Origin of the sequence: uncultured Dysosmobacter sp. (assembly GCF_947631635.1) — a bacterium.
In the GTDB taxonomy this organism is placed as follows: Bacteria; Bacillota; Clostridia; order Oscillospirales; family Oscillospiraceae; genus Oscillibacter.
Window position 1 is genome coordinate 1 of the sequence record NZ_CANRMB010000011.1, and the last position, 23,158, is coordinate 23,158.

The window sequence follows — 23,158 nt, forward strand, 5'->3', positions numbered from 1 at the left end:
CCCGCCGGCCCCGGCCCGGATCCCCGCCTGGAAAGGCAGGAAGTCCTGACTCTCAAACTGGCTGTATTCCCGCTCATCGATGGCAATGCCGGTATGGGTGTCCACGTTATTTCCATAGCCCGGGAAATGCTTCAGCACCGAGCCGATACCCAGCGTCCGCCCGTCCGACTCATAGGACACCTGATTCGCGGCGCTGACCACCGTCTCCACGTACTCCGCCGTAGCGGCGGCATCCTGACCGAAAGCCCGGTCGTAGATGAAGTCCGCTGGGTCCACGGACACGTCCGCCACCGGTGCCAGATTCACGTTGATGCCCAGCGCCAGCAGCCCCGCGCTCTTCTCCAGGGCGTCGCGCCGCACCGCCTCCAACCCCCCGGCGGCAAACACCTTCTGAGGGGACTTAAAGACAGCGGGAAAGAGGTTGGGATTCCGGCTGGCCCTGGCCACGGTACCGCCCTCCTCATCCACCCCGATGAGCAGAGAAATTTTTGCCGCCGCCTGATAGGAGGCGATGTTCCCCATGAATTGTTCTCCGGTCAGCCATGTCCCGGCGGCGTCCTTAAAATCCTGGCCGAAGAGAATATAGCCGCCCAGATGGTAGGCGCTGATATCCTCCACCGCCCCAGCGGCGGGGCACCGGACGAAGAACATCTGCCCCACCTTCTCCTCCAGGGACATGGAGGCCAAGATAGCCTCCACAGTCTCCGCCCTTGGATCCGCCCCCGCCGGGGGCTTGTCCTCGTCCCCGTCCCCCGGGGATTGATTGTCTTCCCCGTCTTCCGGCGGAGGTGCGATTCCGTTACTGTTATTATTTGAGTTGATATTACTATTTGTATTATTTAAATTGGTATTGCCGGCGCTATTTTCCACAGCGCAGCCCGCCAGGAGCAGGAGCACCAGCAGAAAAGGGATGATTCTTTTCATCACGATGTACCTCGTTTTTCTCTGTTCGTAGACTGGGCTGTAGGGGCCTCCGGCCAACGCTTGGTTTTCCCCTGCCGGGGGGACGGAGGATGTGGGGCCTCCCCGGCCCCACGCCCCGGGTAACTTTTTCCCGCGCGGGAAAAAGTTACCAAAAAGCGCGCCAAGGGGCTCCGCCCCTTGGAACCCTAATGTTTGATTATTTTTGCGCTCACCCTGTAGTCCGTCCGGTCTAAACCGAACTCACTCCCGTGTATAAGGCGAAGCGGCTATTTTAGAGCTGTTGTACGAGAGATATCTATGCAGCGCCCAGTCGCCTTTGGCGACCTTCGCATTGGTTGCGCTGTACGGCCTGTCTCCCTCTCGCGGAGTAGAACGGAGCGACGGAGGGCAGTTAAAACAAAAAAGCAGTACCGATGAGGGCTTCTCTGGGTTCTGCTCAATACCCATCTCCCGCAAAAAAGGGGGTCCAGCCCGTAGGGCTGGCGGTTTTTCCGGCCACTTTTGGGCGTCCAAAAGTGGCCCCAGGGTGAGATGAATCAAACAAAAAGAAAAGACCAATAAGGGGCTGGAAGCCCCCGGCACCCAGGCCATGGGGGTGGAACCCCCGCACCCCCGCCCCGGCAGGGGAGGGGGGAGGCTCACGCCTCCTCCTTCTCCTTTTCCGTCACAGCAATGTGCAGTTCATCCAACTGCTTCTGCTCTACAAAAGAAGGCGCCCCCATCATCAGATCCTGTGCGTTCTTGTTCATGGGGAAGGGGATGATCTCCCGGATGGAGTCCTCGCCGGCCAGCAGCATCACCATTCGATCCACGCCCGGGGCGATACCGGCGTGCGGAGGCGCGCCGTAGCAGAAAGCGTTGTACATGGCGGGGAACTTGGCCTTGACGTCGTCCTCGCCCAGCCGTACCAGATTGAACGCCTTAATCATGATCTCCGGGTCGTGATTCCGCACCGCGCCGGAGCTCAGCTCCACGCCGTTGCACACCAGATCGTACTGGAACGCGGTGATGGTCAGCGGATCAATCTCCCCGGCGATGGCCTTGTCCAGAATCTCCGCGCCGCCGTTAGGCATGGAGAAGGGGTTGTGGCAAAACTCCAGCTCACCGCTCTCCTCGCCGATCTCATACATGGGGAAGTCCACAATCCAGCAGAACTCGTAGCGCTCTTTGTCCATGTGATTGGGACACATGGTGCCTAGCTTGTTCCGCAGCACACCGGCGGTCTTCTGGGCCGCGCCCTTCTTCCCGGCGGTGAGTCCCACGAAGCAGTTGGGTTCCAGCCCCAGTTCAGAGACCACCCGATCCTTCACCGGCTGAATAAACTTGGCAATGCCGCCCACAATCTCGCCCTTCTCGTCCACGCGGAACCAGTAGGGCTTCTGCCCGGCCTGGACCTCCACATCGGCGCACAGCTTGTCGATCTGCTTGCGGGTGGCGGAGAAGCCGGAGACTACAATAGCCTTCACCACATTGCCCTCAAATGGCCCAAAGCCGATGCCGCCCAGCAGATCACTCACGTCCCGCACCACCAGATCGATGCGCAGATCCGGCTTATCGGAGCCGTAGGTCTCCATCGCCTCTGTAAAGCTAATTCGCTTGAAAGGCGCTGCGGAAGCTACATTGTAGGTGCCGAATTTGGCGAAAATGGGCGGCAGCACGTCCTCCAGAACGGCGAACACATCATCCTGGGTAGCGAAGCTCATCTCCATGTCCAGCTGATAGAATTCGCCGGGGGAGCGGTCGCCCCGGGCGTCCTCGTCCCGGAAGCAGGGGGCGATCTGGAAGTAGCGGTCAAAGCCGGAGGTCATCAGCAGCTGCTTGAACTGCTGGGGCGCCTGGGGCAGGGCGTAAAATTTGCCGGGGTGGTTTCGGGCGGGCACCAGATAGTCCCGGGCGCCCTCGGGGGAGGAGGCGGTCAGAATGGGCGTGGTGATCTCCAGGAAACCGTGCTCCGTCATGGCCTGCCGCAGGGCGGCCACCACCTGGCACCGCAGGACGATGTTGGCCTTGACAGCGGGATTCCGCAGGTCCAGATAGCGGTACTTCAGCCGCTGGGCCTCGTCGGCCTCCCGGCTGCGGTTGATCTGGAAGGGCAGCTCATTGTGCTGGCAGCGGCCCAGGACGGACACCTGCGCGGGGACGATCTCAATGTCGCCGGTGGCCATCTTGGCGGTCTTACTGTCCCGCTCCCGGACGGTGCCCTCCACGCTGATGGTGGATTCCTTGGTAATGGCCTTGAAGGTGTTCACCATCTCCTCGGTCTCCGCCACCACCTGGGTGGTGCCGTAGAAGTCCCGAACGACAATAAAGGCCAGGCTGGAGGAGACCTCCCGGATATTTTCCATCCAGCCCACGATCTTTACCTGCTTTCCAGCGTCGCTGAGCCGGAGTTCCCCGCAGGTATGGGTACGATTCTGCATCATAAAATAACTCCTATTTGTATAATAAAATTGATTTATTGCGATTTGTATTTTTATTCTTCCGCATCGTTGAAGAAATCAGAGTCAATGGTCTTGATTTCATATTTTGCGATGGGGGAGACGCCAAGATCATATTCGATCATTAGTCGGGTAAGCCGTTTTCCGTCTACCAGCACGATGTGCTGCCTTTCGGCAGAGGCGCGAGCGCCGTCTGAAAATTTTGCAGTGGTAATAAACAGCCCCTTTGACGCGCCTTCATCACGAAGCGCGCCGGAAAATTTTTGGATATCCGGGCGGCTGATCGACTTTTCAGGATCCCAGCGTTTGGCCTGAATGTAGATTTGGTCAAAGCCCAATTTATCTTCCCGGATAATGCCGTCGATGCCGCCGTCATTGGATTGCTGCGTGACAAAACCAGAGTCAGAGGCCGAGCCGCCATATCCCATTTTTTGAAGGAGTTTGACAACCAACTGTTCAAAAAAAACGGGGTCTTTGGACATGATTTCTGCCATTAAGTCATCAGCCAGCTTTTGGTTGAGGGAAGAGAATGCGTGGTCGATCAAATCCTGAGGCGTTTCATCTGATTCGGTGGGGTTGGAAATTCGCTCGGAAGAGGAGGATTCTGTCAGATAAAAAGCTTGAAAAGAGGGATATTTGCAAAGAAAATTGTTGTCCAGAAGTGGGGGCGGATTTTGCAGGATTTGATATCCTTCGTCTGTCAGGCGATGATGACCGCGCCTTTCGCTTTCCACCAGTCCTGCCTTTTTCAGGTATGTGCAGGCCCAGTTTACCCGATTTGAGAAGACTGATACACCGCTTGTGAGTGTGAGTTGCTGCCGTTCTTGCTGTGTAATTCCAAGGCTTTCGGCAATTGTATCAGCCATCTCCCGGTTTGTATGAACTGCGCGATCCCCGAGGGCTCTCAACAGAGGAAGATACATTTCGTTGTATTTTGGAATTCCCATACAAAGCCTCTTTCTGTATCTTTCTATTTCTATGGATCGTATTCGTTTATCCCAAAATCACCGCGCCTTTTTCCCGTTCCGCCAGGCCCGCCTTGATGCGGTAGATGGTGGCGGGGGGCTCCAGCTTGGTCTGTTCGCCGGTGGACATGTCCTTGCAGGCCACCACACCGGCGTTGATCTCGTCCTCGCCCAGGAAGATGACATAGGGGATGCCCAGCTTGTCGGCATAGCTGACCTTCTGCTTGAACTTCTTCTCCTCGCAGTGGAGCTGGGTGCGAATGCCGTTTTCCCGGAGCTGGGTGGCGAGACCGATGGCGGCGGAGAGGTCCTCCGTCATGGGCAGGATCAGCACATCGGCGGGGGCGGTGGGCAGATCGGGATTCAGCATGCCCTGCTCGCCCAGGACGTAAAACAGACGGGTCAAGCCGATGGAGATGCCCGCGCCGGGGAGCTGGCGGTCCGTGTAGTACTCCGCCAGGTTGTCATACCGTCCGCCGGAGCAGACGGAGCCGATCTCCGGGTGGTCCAGCAGGGTGGTCTCATACACGGTGCCGGTGTAGTAGTCCAGGCCCCGGGCGATGGTCAGGTCCACGGCGAAGTTTTCGGCGGGCACGCCGAAATCCGCCAGATACCGCACCACGGTCTTCAGCTCGGCAAGGCCCTGGTCAAACATCTCATTCCGGCCCTGGTAGCCCTCCAGCGCCGCCAGCACGGCCTCGCTGCCGCCGCCGATGGCGATGAACTTCAAAATCTCGCCGGCGTCGGACGCACTGACGGCGAAATCCTCCACCAGAATGGCCTTGACCTTCTCGGGACCGATCTTGTCCAGCTTGTCCACGGTGCGCATCACGTCGCCGGACTTTTCCGTCAGGCCCAGCATGGTGTAAAAGCCGTTGAGGATCTTCCGGTTGTTCACCCGGATCTGGAACCGTTTCAGGCCCAGAGTGGAGAAGGTCTTGTAGATGATGGCGGGGATCTCCGCCTCATTGATGATGGAGAGCTTGCCGTCGCCGATGATGTCGATATCCGCCTGGTAAAACTCCCGGAACCGGCCCCGCTGGGCGCGCTCGCCCCGGTAGACCTTGCCGATCTGGAAACGGCGGAAGGGGAAGGTCAGGTCGTTGTAGTGCAGGGCCACGTATTTTGCCAGGGGGACGGTGAGGTCGAACCGCAGGGCCAGGTCGGCGTCGCCCTTCTGGAAGCGGTAGATCTGTTTTTCCGTCTCGCCGCCGCCCTTGGCCAGCAGCACATCGCTGGATTCGATGACAGGGGTGTCCAGAGGGGTAAAGCCGTACAGGGAATAGGTGCGGCGGAGGACCTCCATGATGCGCTCCATCTGCTGTTGGGGCGCGGGAAGAAGCTCCATAAAGCCGGACAGCGTCCGGGGGGTCATTTTAGCCATGGTAATCGTCTCCTTTTCTTCTGCTGGTCTCAAAGATCTCTGCCAGCCGCACTGCGGCCGATTCACGGTCTTTCAGCCGAGACCATCGGATAGCTTTTTGGGTAAATCCCCTGAGTTCCAAGTGTTTGTATGCCTGTATATAGTCGTAATCTTTTTCGTCGATCTATTTGACCAGCAGCCTGTCATCCTTGACCAGCCGGGCGACGAAACCGCGGGAGAAGGCGCCGCCGCTGCCCCGCTGAAAGCCCAGTAAATAGCAGCCGCCGGTCTCCGCATCCCATTCAATGTGGTCCGGCACAATGGAGCGCTCGCCGCGGAACAGCTTGCGGAGAACATGGAAGTCCGCGGTTCCATAGATGGTCAATTCTGTCTCACGGCTGGAGAGGGGTTTTCAATATTGAAAAACAGTCTGCCGTCCGGCGAGAAACAGCAGCCCTCATCCTGGGCGGCGCCCAGAGGGGAGAGTTTAAATTTCTTCACAAGCTTTGGCGGCTCCAGGGAATAGACCGCCAGCCAACCGGCGGTGGATTTTACGATAAACGGATCCCCCTTTGGGGAAAACATGGGTGTGTAGGCATATTTCAAGTCTTTGAATGCTGCAGGTTCCGTGCCGCTGGCGTCGCAGAGGCAGACTGTCTGGCCGGTGCAGCTCACAGAGTAGTGCTCATTTCTGGCAATCTCCCAGGACCGGCGCATAAAATACCTTCCGATAAAATAACGCTCCCGTCCCATCAGCATTGGGACGAGAGCGAACAGACGCTTCGTGGTGCCACCCAAGTTCAAGACCGAAACGGTCTCCTTTGGCCTCCTGGTACGGGGAGGGCGCCGTGGGCGTTTCCGCCCCCGCTCCGCCGCTGTCCTTCGCCCGGGCCGAACGGGGCGCTTTCAGCGCTGCGCCCCTCTCTGAGGATCGGCTGCCGGAGTACTGCTGCGGCATCTCTGCGGTATCTGTGATTGTATGCGTTTTTTCCAAAAAAGTCAAGCGATGGGACGGGTGGAGGGGTTGACGATGCAGCGCCAGTCCAGATCGCCCCGGGCCAGACCCAGCACCAGCATCTCGGCAGTGGCGATGTTGCTGGCAAAGGGGACGTTGTTCTGGTCACACAGGCGGGAGATATAGGAGATGTCGCCGGCCATGCTCTCGTTGCTGGGATCGTTGAAGAACAGGACCAGGTCAAATTCGTTATATGCGATGCGGGCGCCGATCTGCTGGCTGCCGCCGTGCGCGTAGGACAGGAAGCAGTGCACGTTCAGACCGGTGGCCTCGGCCACCATGTGTCCCGTGGTGTTGGTGGCGTAGATCCGGTGCTGAGACAGGATGCCGGCATAGGCGGTGCAGAACTGGACCATCAGGTCCTTTTTGTTGTCGTGAGACATGATCGCGATATTCATTGGGATGGACTCCTTTCTCTTCTATTTGATGCGCAGAAGGGGGGCTTTGCCGCCCTGAATGCGCGTGGCGATGTTTCGATAGGCGGAGGCGGCAGGCTGGGCGCCTGCCAAAAGTAACGGGACGCCCTGATTCAGGCAAAGCGGGAGGGCGTCATCCTCCGGGACCACCCCGATCAGCGGGAGGCCGGCTTTATCAATGGCATCGTCAATGGTGGCGTGCATGCTGCGGAGCATTTTCTTTCGTACCCGGTTGACCACCAGATGCAGGGAACCGCTGGAAAAACGGTTCAGCTCCATGACGGTGTGCTGGGCGTCCCGGAGGGAGGAGGCGTCTGCGGTGGTGACCACGACAGCCCGGTCCGCGGCGCAGGTGGCCAGCAGAAATCCGCCGCCCAGGCCCGCCGGCGCATCCAGCAGGCAGTAGTCATACCGTCTGCGGATCTCCTGAAGCAAGTCTGCCATCTGGCGCTCGCTGACCGGACGGCCGCGGCTGCGGACGGGGGCGGTCAGCAAAAACAGGCCGGGGATCTTGGGGTGCTCCACCACAGCGGACTCCAGAGAGCAGCGCCCCTGGGCCACATCGGAGAAATCCATCAAAGCCCGGTCAGTGAGGCCCAGGGCCAGGTCCAGGTTCCGGAGGCCCACATCGCAGTCCAGGCACAGGACGCGCTTGCCGCCCAATGCCAGGGCAGAGCCCACACCGGCCGTGAAGGAGGTCTTTCCTGTGCCTCCCTTGCCGGATACAACGGCGATGCATTGTCCGCGTGTTTCCATGAACTGGCCCCCTTTCCTGCACAATTATTTACTATTTTCTGCCATCCATTATAACATAAATTTTCGGCATGTATAGCGCAAAACAGTGGAATGTGCGTATATTATAACGGATTTTTTTTGATTTTTGCAAATGCTCTGGGATATTTTTGGGGAGTTTTTTGGACTTTTTTGATGCAGACCAGCCGGTGGCGGACATCTGTGCCCGGAATGGTGTAGTCCGATACCTTTTCCACCGTCCCGCCTAGGACTTGGATGGCGTGGGCGGCGGACCGCAGCTCCGCGTCGGAATCCACGGATTTCATGGAGAGAAAATATCCGCCCTCCTTCACCAGGGGAAGACACAGTTCCGCCAGAAGGGGCAGTCCGGCCACCGCCCGGGAGGTGACGGCGTCAAAGGACTCCCGGTGGCCGGCGGCGAATTCCTCGGCCCTGGCGTGGACGCAGGCGACATCCGTCAGACCCAGATCCCCGCAGACCTCCCGGAGAAAGTCGATGCGCTTGTTCAGAGAGTCCAGAAGCGTCAGGCGGATGGACGGCTCCAGGATGCGCAGCGGCATTCCCGGAAAACCGGCGCCGGTCCCTACATCCGCCACAGCTTTCCCCCGCAGGTCCGCCAGGGAAAGGAGTGCGGCACTGTCCAGAAAGTGGAGCGCGGCAATGTCCGCCGGTTCCGTGATGGCGGTCAGGTTCATGACCTTGTTTTTCTCCAACAGCAACTCCGCATACCGGAGCAGGGAGGGGACCCCGTCCTCCGGCAGTCCCAGCGCGGCAAGACCGTCCCGCAGGAGCTGCTCCATTACTTCTGCTCCTTCAGCAGGTCACGGATCTCAGTCAGCAGCTTTTCCTCAGCAGAGGGCTCGGGAGGAGCGGGGGGCGCGGCGGGGGCCTCTTCCTTCTTGCGGTGCAGGCCATTGAGGAACTTGATGAGGCAGAACACCGCGAAGGCGATGATGAGGAAATCCAGAATGGTGGCTAGGAAAGCGCCGTAGCGGATAGCTACTTCGGTGGCGGGGTCAATGGCGCCATCGGCACCGGCTACAGCCGCCTTCAAAACGATTTTCCAATTGTTAAAGTCCACGCCGCCGGTGAGCATGGAGACGGCGGGCATGATAACGTCATTGACCAGGGAGGTGGAGATCTTGCCGAAAGCGCCGCCGATGATAACGCCGACGGCCATGTCCATCACGTTGCCCCGGGCGATGAACGTCTTGAATTCAGATAAAAAGCCAGATTGTTTCTTCTCGGTTGCCATAAGTAACCTCCTGTTATATAATAATAAAATTATACTAAAAGTATATACATATGAAACCGTTGCGGCCCAATGGATACAGGGAATTCGACCCAAATAGGGCGGCCAGGACGCTGGGCAACGAAGCAAGGTATGACCCGGCGTCCTGCTATCCGCTGGAAAGGGCCCGGAATTTTTGAGGGGCAGGCGCTGTTACTTCTTGGTGGGGACCAGGACCTTGGTGCCGCCCATATAGGGCCACAGAACCTCGGGGATCTTTACGGTGCCGTCGGCCTGGAGGTTGTTCTCCAGGAAGGCAATCAGCATACGGGGGGGCGCCACGCAGGTGTTGTTCAGCGTGTGGCACAGCTGGGTCTTGCCGTTTTCGTCCTTGTAGCGGATGCGCAGGCGGCGGGCTTGGGCGTCGCCCAGATTGGAGCAGGAGCAGACCTCGAAGTACTTCTGCTGGCGGGGAGACCAGGCCTCGATATCGCAGGACTTGACCTTCAGGTCGGCCAGGTCGCCGGAGCAGCACTCCAGCTGGCGGACGGGGATGTCCAGGGAGCGGAACAGCTCCACAGAGTAGCGCCACAGCTTCTCATACCAGTCCTTGGACTCCTCGGGTTTGCAGACCACGATCATCTCCTGCTTTTCGAACTGGTGGATGCGGTACACGCCCCGCTCTTCAATGCCGTGGGCGCCCTTTTCCTTGCGGAAGCAGGGGGAATAGGAGGTCAGAGTCTGGGGCAGCTTTTCATTGGGGATGATCTGGTCGATGAAGCGGCCGATCATGGAGTGCTCGGAGGTGCCGATGAGGTACAGGTCCTCGCCCTCGATCTTATACATCATGCCGTCCATATCGGTCTGGCTCATAACGCCCTCCACCACGTTGCCGTGGATCATGAAGGGGGGGATGCAGTAGGTAAAGCCCTTGCTGATCATGAAGTCACGGCCATAGGCCAGCACCGCCTCATGCAGGCGGGCGATGTCGCCCAGCAGATAATAGAAGCCGTTGCCGGAGACGCGGCCGGCGGCGTCCATATCGATGCCGTCAAAGGTCTCCATCAGGTCGGTGTGGTAGGGGATGGGGAAGTCGGGGACCTTGGGCTCGCCAAAGCGCTCCACCTCCACGTTGGCGGAGTCATCCGGACCCAGAGGCACGGAGTCGTCGATGATCTGGGGAATGACCATCATCCGCTTGCGGACCTCTTCATCCAGCACGGTCTCCTGCTTTTCCAGCTCCGCCAGACGTTCGGCCTGCTGGGTGACCTGCTTCTTTACGGCCTCGGCCTCCGCCAGCTTGCTGGGGTCCTTTTTGGCCTGGCCCATCAGCATGCCGATCTGCTTGGACAGGGCGTTGCGGTTTTTGCGCAGCTCGTCCGCTTCGGCGATGGCGGCGCGGCGCTGCGCGTCCAGATCAATGACCTCGTCCACCAGGGGAAGCTTGGCGTCCTGAAATTTCTTTTTGATGTTTTCCTTGACGATATCGGGGTTTTCGCGGACAAAACGAATATCAAGCATGATGCGGTTCTCCTTTATTTATAGTGTTTCCAGCGAGATGTTTCACGTGAAACATTCATTTATTTGTGCGGGCTTCCAATTTATCAAGCACAGCGTCTTTCAGCTGCTGATAGCGCTCAGAGGGCGGGGTTACGCCCTGTTCGATACGTTTGGGGAGCAGTGTTTCATAGCCGGCTGCTTCCATCGCCTCCATGGTCTCCTTGCAGGCGGCATAATCTCCGGCGGAGTACTGCTGCTGCAAGGCGTACAGGGCGAGCAGCGCCTGCTGTTCTCCCTGGGCCTGGAGGAGGTCCTTTTGGGTCTGGCTGGCCTCGGCCTCCAGATCTTCAATGGCCCCCTGGGCAGCCGTCACTTCCTCCTGAAGCTGAATGATCTTCTCCTGATAGGACTGGACCTCCTGCATGGTGGAGACGGAGTTTTGCAGCTGGCCCAGCGCCTCGGTGTTGCTGCGCTGGTGCATCAGAAAGGAGAGGGCCATCAGCAGAAAGGCCGCGATAAAGAGGATCATGATATAGACAACAACGGGCTTGCTTTTGGCGGGCTTGCCCTCCTGCATGGAGGGAAGCTCCTCGCCGCCGCTGCTGCGTTTTTCAAGTTTCATAGCGAGGATCCTTTCTTTTTCGCTGACCGCAGGAGCGCAAGGGCCTCCAGCAGGTCATTCAGGTCATCCAGACCGTAGTATTCCAGCTCGATGCGTCCCTTTTTGCGGCCGGACACGATCTTTACGCCCCGCCCCAGCTTGGAGGAAAGCTCTTTTTGGGCCTCGGCGGTGTAGTCCACCTGAGTGGGATCGGGCTGCTTTTTGGCTTTTTTCTCAGCTGCCAGTCGTTTCGCCAGGGCCTCTGTCTGCCGGACAGAGAGTCCGCCGGATAAAACCGCATTGGCCGCGTTTTCCTGGAGACCAGAGGGAAGGGGGAGCAACGCCCGGGCATGTCCTGCGGAGAGCTTTCCCTCCTCCACCAGCTTGCGCACGGCAGGCGTCAACCCCAACAGCCGCAGAGCGTTGGTGACGGTGCTGCGGGATTTTCCCACTCGCTGGGCGGCTTCCTCTTGGGTCATATGATAGTTGTCGATCAGGGCCTGGAAACCGGCGGCTTCCTCCATGGGATTGAGGTCCTCCCGCTGGAGGTTCTCGATCATCGCCAGCTCGGCGGCCTTGCGGTCGTCCGCCTCGATCACGATGGCGGGCACCTCCTGGAGACCGGCGATCCGGGCGGCGCGCCAGCGGCGCTCACCGGCGATGATCTGGTAATAGCCGGAGGCCAGCTTCCGTACGGTCAGAGGCTGGATGATGCCGTGCTCCCGGATGGAATCAGCCAATTCGGCCAGAGCCGCTTCGTCAAAGGACTTGCGGGGCTGGGAGGAACAGCTTTCCACCTGGGAGATCGGTAAATAGAGGTTTCCCGTGCTTTCAGTCTTCAATACATCGTCGCCCAGCAGGGCGCCGAGTCCCCGGCCCAGGCCGGAGGGCTTTTTCGATGCCATGGGATCTGCTCCTTTCAAAGGTCAGACATGCTGTTTTTTCAGGAACTCCGCCGCCAAAGCGGTATAGGCTTCAGCGCCGCGGGAGGAACGGTCATAGGATGTGATGGGCTTTCCGTGGCTGGGAGCCTCGGAGAGCCGGACGTTTCGGGGGATCACAGTGGCGTATACCTTGCCGGGGAAATAGTGCTTGACCTCCTCCGCCACCTGGAGGGCCAGATTGGTCCGCCCATCGAACATGGTCAGCAGGACGCCCTCCAGCTCCAGGCGGGGATTTAAAGAGCGGCGGACGATGCGCACCGTGTTCATCAGGTCGGAAAGCCCCTCCAAAGCGAAATACTCACCCTGGACCGGCACCAGGATCGCGTCCGCGGCGCAGAGGGCGTTGAGGGTCAGAAGCTCCAGAGAGGGGGGGCAGTCGATAAAGATGAAGTCATAATTGCCGCTGATCTGCTCCAGTGCATCTTTCAGCAGAAATTCCCGGCGTTCCATACTAATCAGCTCGATGCCGGCTCCGGCCAGCGCCTTGTTGGAGGGCAGCACATCGCCGAATTTGGTATGTACAACGGCGTCAGCGGCAGGGGACTCATCGATCAGAACCTCATAAATGCCTTTGGAGACTGTCTTGTCCACCCCCATGCCGGAGGTGGAATTGGCCTGGGGATCAAAATCACACAGCAGAACGCGCTGCCCAGCCTCTTTCAGCGCAGCGGCAAGGTTCACACAGGTGGTGGTTTTGCCCACACCGCCCTTTTGGTTGACGATTGCAATGGTTTTTGCCACGAAGGCACCTACTTTCCGGATATCCAAATCCATGTAAAGGCTTTTTCGCATACGCACATATTATAACAAGCTGTTGCGGCGCTGACAAGGGGAAATCAAAAAAAGCGGAAAAAAAGAGATGTTCCACGTGAAACATGGAAAGCGGGCAGAAGGGAGAGCAAAGAAAGACCCGGTATGTTTCACGTGAAACATACCGGGCGGTCGATCAGGACAGCAGCAGTCCTTGACAAGGCTCGAGATCCAGGGTCAGCACGCCGCCCGCCGCGCAGAATTGGCGGCCGGAGAGCAGGTCGACGGCTTCCGTTCCCTCCCAGGGGAGGAGAAGCTGTTGGGGCGCGGCCGACGCATTCACCACCGTGACAGTCCGCTGGTCCGGAAGCTCCCGGGCAAAGGCCAGCAGGGGGCCGGAGGTGTACAGCCAGCGGATGGCGCCCCACTGAAGGGAGGGCCGCTGGCGGCGGAGGGTCCCCAGCAGCGTAAAGTGGGCCTTGAGGGACAGGTCCTCGTGTCCCCAGGGATAGGTGCCCCGGTTGAAGGGGTCCTCACAGCCCTCCATGCCGGCCTCGTCGCCATAGTAGACGGTGGGTGCGCCGGGGAAGGTGAACAGCAGCAGAGCAGCCAGCCGGACCAGCGCCAGCCCCTTTTCCCGCTGGGCGGGGGAGAGGCGGTAAAAGGCGCGCTCGTCCTTGCTGTCCGGCACGCCGTCTGTGCCCAGGACCGTGAGGATACGGGGGGTGTCGTGGGTGCCCAAAAAGTTCATGGCGGAATAAAAGGCGGCGGGGGGATAGTTCTCCCGCAGAGTCTCCATGGACTCCCGGAAATCGTCGGCGTCGCCGCCCTGCAAATAGGCCAGCACGGCGTTTCGAAAGGGGTAATTCATAACGCCGTGGATCTCGCTGCCCAGCAGATATTTGCGCCGCTGGGAATAGGCGATCTTGGTGGAGGCATCCTCCCAGACCTCGCCGATCAGCAGGGAGTTTGGAGCGGTCTCCTCCATAACGGTGCGGATCTTTTCAATGAACCAGTCCGGCAGCTCGTCGGCCACGTCCAGCCGCCAGCCGGAGGCACCGGCCCGCAGCCAATGGCGGATGACGGAGTCCGGATTTTCGATGATATAATCCACATAACTGGGGCATTTCTCCCGGACAGCGGGCAGCGTCTTGATCCCCCACCAGGAATCATAGTCGCTGGGCCAGGGATGGAAGGAGAACCAGTCGAAATAAGGGCTTTCCCGGCTCTGCGCCGCGCCCAGGGTGGGATAGGCCCCATCGGCGTTGAAATAGCGGCTTGTGGAGCCGGTGTGGTTGAACACACCGTCCAGGATCACCCGCATACCGCGGCCCTTGGCCTCCCGGCACAGGGTCTTGAAATCCTCCTCCGTGCCCAGCATGGGATCGATCTTGGTATAATCGGCGGTATCGTAGCGGTGGTTGGAGGCGGATTCAAAGATGGGGCAGAGATACAGCGTGGTGACGCCCATAGCGGCAAGGTCATCCAATTTGGAGGTGATACCAGCCAAAGAACCGCCAAAAAAGTCACAGTTCCAAATATTTTTATAGGGGTCAGGCCGCCATGCCGGGGTGTCCTCCCAGTTCTCATGGACCCAGCGGTCTCCAATCAGGCCGTCGGGGGAGGGGATAGCCGTGCGACAGAATCTGTCTGGGAAAATTTGGTAGGTAACGCCGCTGCCGAACCATTCCGGCGTATGGCTCTTTCGGTAGACGGTCAGCTGCCAGGGGTCCGTAAGGCCGTCGCTGCGGTAGCCGGTCTTATCCAGCTCACAGCCGGTGCCGTCGTCCCGCCAAAAGCGGAAGTGATACCAGGTCAGCTCCGGTGTTTCAGAGGCGGAGATGGTGCCGGAAAAGCAGCTGCGGCCGCCTTCCATCCCAGCGGGCTGTAATTCCACCTCCTGGCGGGTGCCGGAAAATTCGTGGTTCAAGATCAGGGAGCAGTGGGTAAAGCCCTCCTGCGTCAAAGGGCGGCAACGGAAGGTCACGTTCTGCCCGCATACGACCGCGCCGAAGGGTTCCTTGCACAGTGCGCAGCGGGGGTCAAAAACAAACGGTTCACTCATGGGGGAGAGGCTCCTTTATTACTGGAGTAACTGATTTTCGCTGATAACAGCGGTTCCGATCTCGTCGGGGGTAAAATAGGCGTTCAAAATCTCCACGGCGGTGGAGGCCAGGGCCGCGCCGGAGCCGCCGTGCTCGATGGCGATCGCCACGGCGATCTCCGGTTCCTCATAGGGGGCGAAGCAGACAAACACGCCGTTGTTGGTGATGTTGGCACCCAGTTGGGCGGTGCCGGTCTTGGCGCCGGCGGATACCACACAGTCCTTAAAATAGCTGTATACCATGCCGCCGGGCTGGGTGTAGTCGTACATGCCCTTTTTCACGGCGTTCAGCGTGCTGTCGCTGATATCGATCGTATTGGAGGGCTCGGCGGCGCCTACGGCGATCACCTGGGAGTTGTCGTAGGATTTGACGGCTTTCAGCAGATGGGCGTCATAGTGCTTGCCGCCGGAGACCAGGGTGGCGATGTAGTTGGCCAGCTGGAGCGGCGTGAACAGGTTGTCGGACTGGCCGATGGCGGCCTGGACCGTATCGCCGCCGTACCAGACGCCGCCGGCTTTCTCCCGCGTCTCCGGGCTGGCCAGCGTGCCGGCTTCGTCACCGATCTCAATGCCGGTCTTTTTGCCCAGGCCGAAATCCAGGGCATACTGGTCGATGGTGTCGATGCCCAGAAGATAGCCCATCTGATAGAAGAAATAGTTGCAGGATGCTGTGATGGCCTCGGTGATGTTGAGGCGGCCATGGCCGCTGTGGTTCCAGCACCACCAGCCCCAGCGCTTGGTGCCCTCCACGTAATCCGGATACAGCCAATAGCCGGTATCCCGGATTTTTTCAGTCAGTGTGACCTTGCCCTCCTCCAGTGCTGCCACAGCGATCAGGGGCTTGAACGTAGAGCCGGGCGGATAGGTGCCATTGGTGGCCCGGTTGAACAGAGGGGCTCCCTCGGCGGCGCTCAAGGAGTTGAATTCCTGCCGGTAGGTGGAGAGATCGAAGGTGGGATAGGAGGCCAGTGCCAGCACCTCCCCAGTGCCGACCTTCACCACGGCGGCCCCGGCGCCGCGAGCGGTGTCGCCGTCCTTGTCGTTCATTTGGGAGACAGTGGCCGCCAGAGCGTCCTCTGTGGCCTGCTGGAGCTTCAGGTCGATGGTCAGCTCCACGGTACTGCCGGGCTGCGGCTCTATGGAATAGTATTCTCCGGTGACCTTGCCGTCACTATTCGTAGACACAACACGCCTGCCGTCCGTGCCTTTTAAATACTTCTCAAAGGCCAGCTCCACGCCGTCCCGGCCGATCCAGTCATCCATGTCATAGCCCTGGTCCTTCAATTCGGCGTAATCCTCTTTGTAGAGGCGCCCTACAGTGCCCAGAATATGGGCGCCATAGGAGGTCTCGTATTCCCGGACCGTGGAGCTGGTGATTTTGGAACCGGCGTAATTGCCGTCGCTGAGCAGGGAGATGAAGGCAGTGTCCACATCATCCGCCAAAACATAGGTGTCGATGTCCATCAGCTTCCGCAGGGACAGTTCATATTGGACGCCCAGGACCAGGCGGGTCTCATCCAGAGAGAAGGAGGCGGGAATGTCCAGGTCCTCCTTCATGATCTCCAGCAGCTTGGGAACGGAGATCCCCGCAGAGCGCAGAAGCCCGGTGGTCAGGGTCTCGGCGGTCAGCTTTTCCGCCAGCGCGTTGGCGGCCTTTTTCAGGGCCTTCTCGTCATGCTCCTCTCCGTCGGGAAGCAGCTCGGACAGGTCGGCGGACACCACCTCCGGGTGATCCAGCAGATAGGCGCCCAGTGCCGTTTTCACCTCCCGCAGGGATTGGAGATAGGTTAGAAAACGCTTTTTCTGAATATCGGTCTGTTGGTCGATGGTATAGGAGAAGGGGGCCTTGCGGGTGATGGGGAGATTGTCGTTCCAGACCACGCCGTTCTCCTGGCAGAGCTGTACCAGGCGGAGGATGGCCTCGTTTTCATCGTCCGACTCCTTCAGCAGACCGGCGTCAAAGGTCAGTGCGTAGGTGGAGCGGTTGCTCACCAGCGTCCGGCCGCTGCGGTCGGTGATGATGCCCCGGGAGGCCTCCACCTTTTCCGGCTTGGCGATGGAGCGGACGGACTGGGTCAGGTAGTCGTCATAGTGATTCACCTGGGTGTCAAACAAAACGCCCAGGTAGACCAGCAGGATCACTGCCAGAAATCCCGCCAGGATATAGAGGCGGCGGTTGCTTTGCGGATCTTTGTAGTCCATGGAAACTCCTTTATGGAAACAGAGAAACGGTCTGTCAGTCGTAGAGATGTGTCTTGCGGAAAACGGCCCGGTACAGCAGATTCACGGGCACTGTCAGCGGCGCGGTGACGCAGAACTCCCGCAGGGTTAAAAACAGGCCCGCGCCCCAGGCGGTCTTTCCGTTGATCCACAGCAGCAGACAGTGGAAAAGCCCCGTCATCAAAAAGGCGATGGCCGTCCCGGAGAGGGAGCAGAGGATCCCGGCGGGCAGCAGGCTCTGGGAGAGCAGGGAGGCGCAGAGGCCCGCCAGGGGAAAGACCAGGGTGTAAAAGCAGGGGATGGAACCGGGAAGGATCAGGTCGCAGAACACGCCCACGGCCAAAGCGAAGATCGTGGCGGACACGGGCTTTTCATAGGAGGCGGGAATGGCCGCCAGCAGGGGGTACAGAAAGGGGATCACGCCCCAGACTGTGATCCGCTGCAGCAGCGCACCCTGGACAAAGAAGCACAGCGCCGTGGCGGCGGCATACAGCGTCCATTTGAAGATGATCTCATTTCTTGCCAGCACAGGCGGCGGACCTCCTTTTTAAACGGATCTACACGTGGGAAAGGGCGGAACGTTCAGCGGCTCACGTCACAATGTCGAAGGATTTGATGATAAAGACCTCTGTCAAGGCGTCAAAATCCACCTTGGGGACCAGAATGGCGTAGGAGGCGGCGCCGGAATCGTCCACCTGGACCTCCTCCACGGAGCCGATTACCAGGTCCGAGGGATAGTAACCGCCCAGACCGGAGGTCATCACCAGGTCGCCGCCCAGCAGCTGGCAGTCGGCGGGCAGATAGTCCAGCCGCAGGCGGTTTTTGCCCATCAGGGTGAAGTTGCCCTGGGCCAGTCCCAGGTCCTGGGTGCGAAAGACCTTGGCACCCAGGGAGGTGTCCGTGTCCACCAGGGTCAATACAGTGGACCAGTTGACGCCCACCTCGCTGATGATGCCCACCAGGGCGCCGGTCTCGTCGATCACGCAGTCATTGACCTCCACGCCGTGGGTGGTGCCCTTGTTCAGGGTCAGGGAGGAGGTCCAGTTGGTGACGGTGTGCTCCGTGACGGTGGCCGCCTCCAGGTCGCTGGTCAGGTCCCGCCGCTGCTCCCGCAGGTTCAAAAGCTCCCGCAGGAGTTTGTTTTCTTCCAGGGCCGCCTCGGCCTGCCGCACGGTCTCCTCCATCTCAGCCATCTGCTTCCGCAGCGCCGCGTTTTCGGCTTCCAGCGCGGTGGTGTCCTTATAGTAGTTCTGCTTGTCGTTGAACCAGTCGGCTACGGCGGTGCAGGCGCTGCGGAAGGGGGAGGCCAGGGTGTTGGCCACATTGGTCAGGGGGGAGGAAGTCGTGCTGAAAAGGGACATGACGGCCAGGGCCACGGAGATGACCGCCGCGGCAAACAGGACCCACAGTCCATGATCTCTCAGGAATTTTTTCAAATCAAGGCCTCCTTAGAGGTTTACGCAAAAAAGGTGACGCCAAACTGCGAGAGCATCCGGGACAGCCGCAGGACGGGCAGCCCCATCACATTGAAGAAATCGCCGTTGATCTTCTCCACCAGCAGCGCGCCCTTCCCCTGGATGCCGTAGGCGCCCGCCTTGTCCATGGGCTCGCCGGTGGCGATATAGCCCCGCAGCTCCGCCTCCGGGACAGGGCGGAAATAGACCTCCGTGGACTCGCTCTCCGTAATGGAGCGGCCGTCCTGCCGCACCGTCACGCCGGTACAGACCGTGTGATGCCGCCCCTGCAGGGCCGTCAGCATCCGCAGGGCGTCGGCCTCGTCCACGGGCTTGCCCAGACGCTGGTCGTCCAGAAAGACCATGGTGTCGGCGGTGATGACGATCTCATCCGCGCCGCACAGCTCTGCCGCGGCATCCGCCTTCTCCCGGGAGATGTACTCCACGATCTGCCGGGGCGTCAGGCCGTCGGGATAGGATTCCGCTGTCTCCGGCACCCGGACCTCAAAGTCCGTGATGCCGATGCGCTGCAATAATTCCTGCCGCCGGGGGGAACCGGAGGCCAAAACGATCTTTGCCATGGGTGATACCTCTCTATGATATGCGTTATTTGCCGGTGGAGCCAAAGCCGCCCCGGTCGGGGCCGTCCAGATACTCCACCCGGGTGAAGCGCAGAGGCGGCTGGTTCTTCATGATGCGGAACTGGCAGATGCGGGCATTTTTCTCAATGGTCACGTCCCGGGTGGCGTAGACCGGCATCCGCCACTGGTCGTTGTCTCCGCAGTAGGAGCAGTCCACCACGCCCATGGAGTTGGACTGCAAAATGCCGTAGTTTTTAAAGGTGGAGCTGCGGGGGACGATGTGGGCCTCATAGCCCTCCGGCAGGGCGATGGCCACCCCCAGAGGGATCAGCCGGAATTCCCCGGCCCTCAGCGTCACCTCTTCGGCGGCGTGGAGGTCGATCCAGTCGGATTTGCCGTCCACATAGCACAGCTCGTCGATATCATCTACAAAATATTTTACCTTGATCTCTTCCATATGAAACTCCAAATTTTGATAATATATCGTAATATTAAAATGAATATATACAAATTGTATTTACTTGCGGGCACACATCAGATAAAACAGAGGCATGCCGCGTATTTTTCAAAGGAATCAAAAGCGTTTGGGATGCCCGCGGGTCAGGAGAGCAGATAGAATCCCGCATCCGCCAGAAAGGGGAGGTACATGGCGGCGAGACAAAATTGCTCCCACAGGCCCTCCCGGGCGATGATGGTGCGGCGGAACCGCGCTTTGTCCGAAAGAATGAACAGCACGAAGCAGAAGAGGGCGAAAACAAATGCAAGGAGGCGGAGTGCGGCCATACGGGGACGGCCTTCCGCCAGGGCCAGCAGCGCGCCGGAGAGGGGGAAGCCCAGCAGGGCGAAAAATCCCAGGGCCGAGGCGATGCCGTGGACCAACGCGCGGCGGTCCGACAGGTCTTTCTCCAGTCCGGTGGGAAACAGTCCGGCCAGAATACCTGCGCCCAGGGCAAACGCCCCAATGGCTCCGGCCTGCCATGCCGCCAGGACCGGGGAGACCGGAAAAGCGGCGGCATAGTACACAGATGCGGCCGCCAGCAGGAAAAGCCCCAGCCAGAGCAGCCAGCCGCGATAGATGCGGGCCACGGGGCCGCCGGATCGGCCGAGAACGCTGACGGCCATCCAACCGGGGCGGTAATCCGGGTCCCGGCAGGAGAGAAGGGCGGGCAACAGGAACGCACCCATCACTGTCAGCGCCAGCAAAAGCCAGAAAGCGCGGCTCTGCGGAAGGATCCAACACGCGGCCTATTCCACGCCCCGCTCATACAGGCCCCGGGTAAATTCGCCCGGGGCGGCAGCGCCGTCCAGATACCCCCGGAACACCCGGACGCATTCCTCCGGCGTCTCCGTGGTGAACCGCAGCCGGGCGTAAGCCAGCCCCAGCCGCCTCCACTCCGGCCGGTCCGCCAGCCAGAGGACCTTGCTGTTCTGGATCTCCGTCCGGTGCCCATAGGCGGGCAGCAGGGGGAAGGAGGCTCCGGTGCGGTCATTCAAAAAATTGGGCCGGTCACAGCGGCAGCCCCTGTCGTTTTGGATGATGCAGTTCTCCGTGATCATCAGAGGCAGGCGGCCGTAGACGATGGCTTCGGCGGGGATGATCTTTTGCAGGTCCCGGATCTGGGCGAACCGCAGCTCAAAGGACACACAGGCGGAGGCGAGGCCCTTGCCTCGGAGATAGTCCAGAGACCAGGTGTTGAACACATTTAAGCCAAAATCGCCGTACAGGGCAAACCCCATCTCCCGCACCAGGGGGAGATGGCCGATGTTGCCTGCCAGCACGCCGGTGACGCCCAGCGCCCTGGCATGGTCCAGCCAGCGGCGAAGCTCCGGCTCATCCCTGTCCCGCCAGACCCGGGGCAGGATGGCGCACCACGCCGTATCCGAAGCTGGCAGGGCGGAAAGGCCCGCCAACAGCTCCAGCGGCACATAGGTCCGGGCGGGACGGAGGTCCAGCAGGCCTCCTGTCAATTGGGCGGCATGGGTGACGGACACCGTGAACTGCGGCGCGTCTGCGGCGCAGTTCAGATCCGGCAGGTCCGGCACCGGCAGCTCCCGGCGGACGGGTGCGGCGGTGCGGGCCTGGGTCATAGCCGCCAGCGCGTCCCGCCGCAGGGCGTTGATGGCGCTGGCAGGGAGGGACAGGCCCTCGTCCACAGCGGCATCCACCTGTTCGCAGCGGAAAGCGGTGCCGCCGGTCTTTTTCAGCCGGTCCGAGACCTCGGCGGCGGTGATGCTGCGGCTGCGGGCGGCCTCCGGCACAGGGCCGGTGACGGTGATGGTGTGTCCATCTCTGTCCGCCGCAGTCAGGGCGCAGGGGATGCCGGTCCGGATCTGGCAGGCAAAGCGCACTGGGATGGTGCGCAGATCGTCTTTTTCATAGGCGGCCTTTGCGGCGTCAAACAGCTCCTTGGGGTCGGCGGCGTTCTCCGGACGGACGCCGAGCATGGGCGCGCCGTGCTTGCCCTGCCAGTACCAGTCGGTGAAGCCGGAGCGGGAGAAAGCCTGCTTCAGTTCCGACTCCTCCCGGGCGGTGGGGCCGCGGCCCTCCTCCAGCAGGCGGGCGTAGATGCGGGTGATGACCGCCACGTATTCCGGCCGCTTCATCCGGCCCTCCATCTTCAGGCATGCCACGCCCATGTCCGCCATGGCGCCCAGTTCCCCGGCCAGGCAGTTGTCCTTCAGGCTGAGGGGATACTTTTTCCGGGCCGGCTCGTTGACGCCATAGGGCAGGCGGCAGGGCTGGGCGCAGCGTCCCCGGTTGCCGGAGCGTCCGCCGATCAGGGCGCTCATGGCGCACTGGCCGGAATAGCACATGCACAGGGCGCCGTGGACAAAGACCTCGATCTCGGCGGAACAGTTTTGGCAGATGGCCCGGGTGTCCTCAGCGGAGCACTCCCGGGCCAGGACCACCCGCTCACAGCCGTCGGCGGCCATCTCCACAGCGCCGCCGGAGGTAAACACGCTCATCTGGGTGCTGGCGTGGAGGGGGAGGTCCGGCAGGGATCTTCGCATCAGGTCAAACAATCCCCAGTCCTGGACCAGAATGGAATCCACGCCCATGCGGCAGGCCGCGGCGGCGGTCTCCAGAGCCTGGGGCAGCTCCCGGTCCGTCAGCAAAGTATTCAGCGTTAAAAATACCCGGACGCCCCGGACATGACAATAGGCCAGCGCGTCCGCAAATTCCTCGTCAGAAAAATTCTTGGCGCCCCGGCGGGCATTGAAGTCGCTCCAGCCCAGATATACCGCGTCCGCTCCGTTCTGTACTGCGGCCCGCAGGGACTCCAGAGATCCGGCGGGGGCGAGAAGCTCCGGCTTCATCCGCGGTTCCGGCTGTCCAGCTTCTGCTGCAGGCGAAAGACCTCCCGCTTCAGCTCGCTGACCTCCGCCTGGGCCTTGCCGGCCTCATCCAGATACCCCTTGATCTGCCCCCGCAGCTGTTCCGCCGCGGCCTGGGCTTTAAACAGCTCGTCGGCGATGTTGGCGGCGGTCAGGATAGCGGCGTCGGTGCGGCCCACCTTGGCGCTGTTCAGCACTTCGTTCATCTTGTCGCTGACGTAGGAGCCCACCTTCTGCATGTAGGCTGCGGATTCATCCGCCACGAAGGTATATTCCTCTCCACAAATGCTGACGACCACACGGTTTGCCATGGAAAATTCCTCCTCTTTCGTTCTCTATCTGACGGCAGGACATACCCTACCTATTATTACAGCGTACAGTATACCATAAGGCGGGGAACAGCGCCAGAAAAAATGCACTAAAATCCAAAAAATTCACAAATGAAATTGAAAAATACAGCTTTTCTGGACCCTGCGCGTCCATCGACAAAAACAGGGAAAAGGAGAGGCCGATTTTCCGAAAAGACGGAGATGTGCCGGGAGTTTTTGCGCCGGGGCTTGTTC

At 60.2% G+C, this 23,158-nt stretch carries 23 protein-coding genes; all 23 read right to left on the minus strand.

The genetic code is table 11. The features are described 5' to 3' along the window. A partial coding sequence (locus tag Q0Z71_RS07380) for a glycoside hydrolase family 3 N-terminal domain-containing protein (protein WP_298020237.1) occupies positions 1-924 on the minus strand: 924 nt, incomplete at its 3' end. Between the two features lie 638 nt (positions 925-1,562). Continuing rightward, on the minus strand, positions 1,563-3,347 hold the full coding sequence (aspS, locus tag Q0Z71_RS07385; RefSeq protein ID WP_298020240.1) for an aspartate--tRNA ligase: 1,785 nt from the start codon (positions 3,345-3,347) through the stop codon (positions 1,563-1,565). A gap of 50 nt (positions 3,348-3,397) precedes the next feature. Next, a complete protein-coding gene (locus Q0Z71_RS07390; protein WP_298020243.1) occupies positions 3,398-4,309 on the minus strand; it encodes a restriction endonuclease in 912 nt (303 codons plus the stop codon). Positions 4,310-4,355: 46 nt separating this feature from the next. Beyond that, the gene (gene hisS / locus Q0Z71_RS07395) at positions 4,356-5,711 is read right to left on the minus strand and encodes a histidine--tRNA ligase (RefSeq protein WP_298020247.1); all 1,356 of its coding nucleotides are present in this window, start codon (positions 5,709-5,711) and stop codon (positions 4,356-4,358) included. Between the two features lie 163 nt (positions 5,712-5,874). After that, complete coding sequence (locus Q0Z71_RS07400) at positions 5,875-6,075, minus strand: hypothetical protein (RefSeq protein ID WP_298020250.1); 201 nt, start codon at positions 6,073-6,075, stop codon at positions 5,875-5,877. Beyond that, positions 6,072-6,494 (minus strand): hypothetical protein, encoded by a 423-nt coding sequence (locus tag Q0Z71_RS07405; protein ID WP_298020253.1) that lies wholly within the window; start codon positions 6,492-6,494, stop codon positions 6,072-6,074. The genes Q0Z71_RS07400 and Q0Z71_RS07405 overlap by 4 nt, the downstream gene beginning before the upstream one ends. A gap of 195 nt (positions 6,495-6,689) precedes the next feature. Continuing rightward, entirely contained in the window at positions 6,690-7,103 is a 414-nt protein-coding gene (locus Q0Z71_RS07410) for a methylglyoxal synthase (protein ID WP_298020256.1), read from the minus strand. A gap of 21 nt (positions 7,104-7,124) precedes the next feature. Continuing rightward, positions 7,125-7,877 carry a septum site-determining protein MinD gene (gene minD, locus Q0Z71_RS07415; RefSeq protein ID WP_298020259.1) on the minus strand — a complete coding sequence of 251 codons (753 nt, stop codon included), beginning with the start codon at positions 7,875-7,877 and terminating at the stop codon, positions 7,125-7,127. A 101-nt stretch (positions 7,878-7,978) separates the two neighbouring features. Continuing rightward, complete coding sequence (gene rsmG, locus Q0Z71_RS07420; RefSeq protein ID WP_298020262.1) at positions 7,979-8,674, minus strand: 16S rRNA (guanine(527)-N(7))-methyltransferase RsmG; 696 nt, start codon at positions 8,672-8,674, stop codon at positions 7,979-7,981. Next, positions 8,674-9,129 carry a large-conductance mechanosensitive channel protein MscL gene (gene mscL, locus Q0Z71_RS07425; protein WP_298020265.1) on the minus strand — a complete coding sequence of 152 codons (456 nt, stop codon included), beginning with the start codon at positions 9,127-9,129 and terminating at the stop codon, positions 8,674-8,676. Before mscL ends, rsmG begins: the two co-directional genes overlap by 1 nt. Before the next feature lie 189 nt (positions 9,130-9,318). Further along, a complete protein-coding gene (serS, locus tag Q0Z71_RS07430) occupies positions 9,319-10,626 on the minus strand; it encodes a serine--tRNA ligase (protein WP_298020268.1) in 1,308 nt (435 codons plus the stop codon). Positions 10,627-10,681: 55 nt separating this feature from the next. After that, positions 10,682-11,227, minus strand: coding sequence for a hypothetical protein (locus Q0Z71_RS07435; RefSeq protein ID WP_298020271.1), 546 nt, complete (start codon positions 11,225-11,227; stop codon positions 10,682-10,684). Further along, positions 11,224-12,111 carry a ParB/RepB/Spo0J family partition protein gene (locus Q0Z71_RS07440; protein WP_298020274.1) on the minus strand — a complete coding sequence of 296 codons (888 nt, stop codon included), beginning with the start codon at positions 12,109-12,111 and terminating at the stop codon, positions 11,224-11,226. The genes Q0Z71_RS07435 and Q0Z71_RS07440 overlap by 4 nt, the downstream gene beginning before the upstream one ends. A gap of 21 nt (positions 12,112-12,132) precedes the next feature. Further along, entirely contained in the window at positions 12,133-12,891 is a 759-nt protein-coding gene (locus Q0Z71_RS07445) for a ParA family protein (protein WP_298020494.1), read from the minus strand. A 205-nt stretch (positions 12,892-13,096) separates the two neighbouring features. Beyond that, positions 13,097-14,965 carry a glycoside hydrolase family 13 protein gene (locus Q0Z71_RS07450; protein WP_298020276.1) on the minus strand — a complete coding sequence of 623 codons (1,869 nt, stop codon included), beginning with the start codon at positions 14,963-14,965 and terminating at the stop codon, positions 13,097-13,099. A gap of 18 nt (positions 14,966-14,983) precedes the next feature. Next, positions 14,984-17,206, minus strand: a complete 2,223-nt coding sequence (locus Q0Z71_RS07455; protein ID WP_298020279.1) for a penicillin-binding transpeptidase domain-containing protein — start codon at positions 17,204-17,206, stop codon at positions 14,984-14,986. Positions 17,207-17,240: 34 nt separating this feature from the next. Continuing rightward, positions 17,241-17,753 carry a hypothetical protein gene (locus tag Q0Z71_RS07460; RefSeq protein ID WP_298020282.1) on the minus strand — a complete coding sequence of 171 codons (513 nt, stop codon included), beginning with the start codon at positions 17,751-17,753 and terminating at the stop codon, positions 17,241-17,243. A 61-nt stretch (positions 17,754-17,814) separates the two neighbouring features. After that, positions 17,815-18,660 carry a rod shape-determining protein MreC gene (mreC, locus tag Q0Z71_RS07465; protein ID WP_298020285.1) on the minus strand — a complete coding sequence of 282 codons (846 nt, stop codon included), beginning with the start codon at positions 18,658-18,660 and terminating at the stop codon, positions 17,815-17,817. A gap of 20 nt (positions 18,661-18,680) precedes the next feature. Next, a complete protein-coding gene (locus Q0Z71_RS07470) occupies positions 18,681-19,259 on the minus strand; it encodes a nucleoside triphosphate pyrophosphatase (RefSeq protein ID WP_298020288.1) in 579 nt (192 codons plus the stop codon). A gap of 25 nt (positions 19,260-19,284) precedes the next feature. After that, positions 19,285-19,716 (minus strand): dUTP diphosphatase, encoded by a 432-nt coding sequence (locus Q0Z71_RS07475; protein ID WP_298020290.1) that lies wholly within the window; start codon positions 19,714-19,716, stop codon positions 19,285-19,287. A 143-nt stretch (positions 19,717-19,859) separates the two neighbouring features. Continuing rightward, complete coding sequence (locus Q0Z71_RS07480) at positions 19,860-20,444, minus strand: DUF998 domain-containing protein (RefSeq protein WP_298020294.1); 585 nt, start codon at positions 20,442-20,444, stop codon at positions 19,860-19,862. 60 nt (positions 20,445-20,504) lie between these two features. Next, a complete protein-coding gene (locus Q0Z71_RS07485) occupies positions 20,505-22,577 on the minus strand; it encodes a U32 family peptidase (protein WP_298020297.1) in 2,073 nt (690 codons plus the stop codon). Then, on the minus strand, positions 22,574-22,906 hold the full coding sequence (locus tag Q0Z71_RS07490) for a cell division protein ZapA (protein WP_298020300.1): 333 nt from the start codon (positions 22,904-22,906) through the stop codon (positions 22,574-22,576). Before Q0Z71_RS07490 ends, Q0Z71_RS07485 begins: the two co-directional genes overlap by 4 nt. Positions 22,907-23,158: the final 252 nt, after the last annotated feature.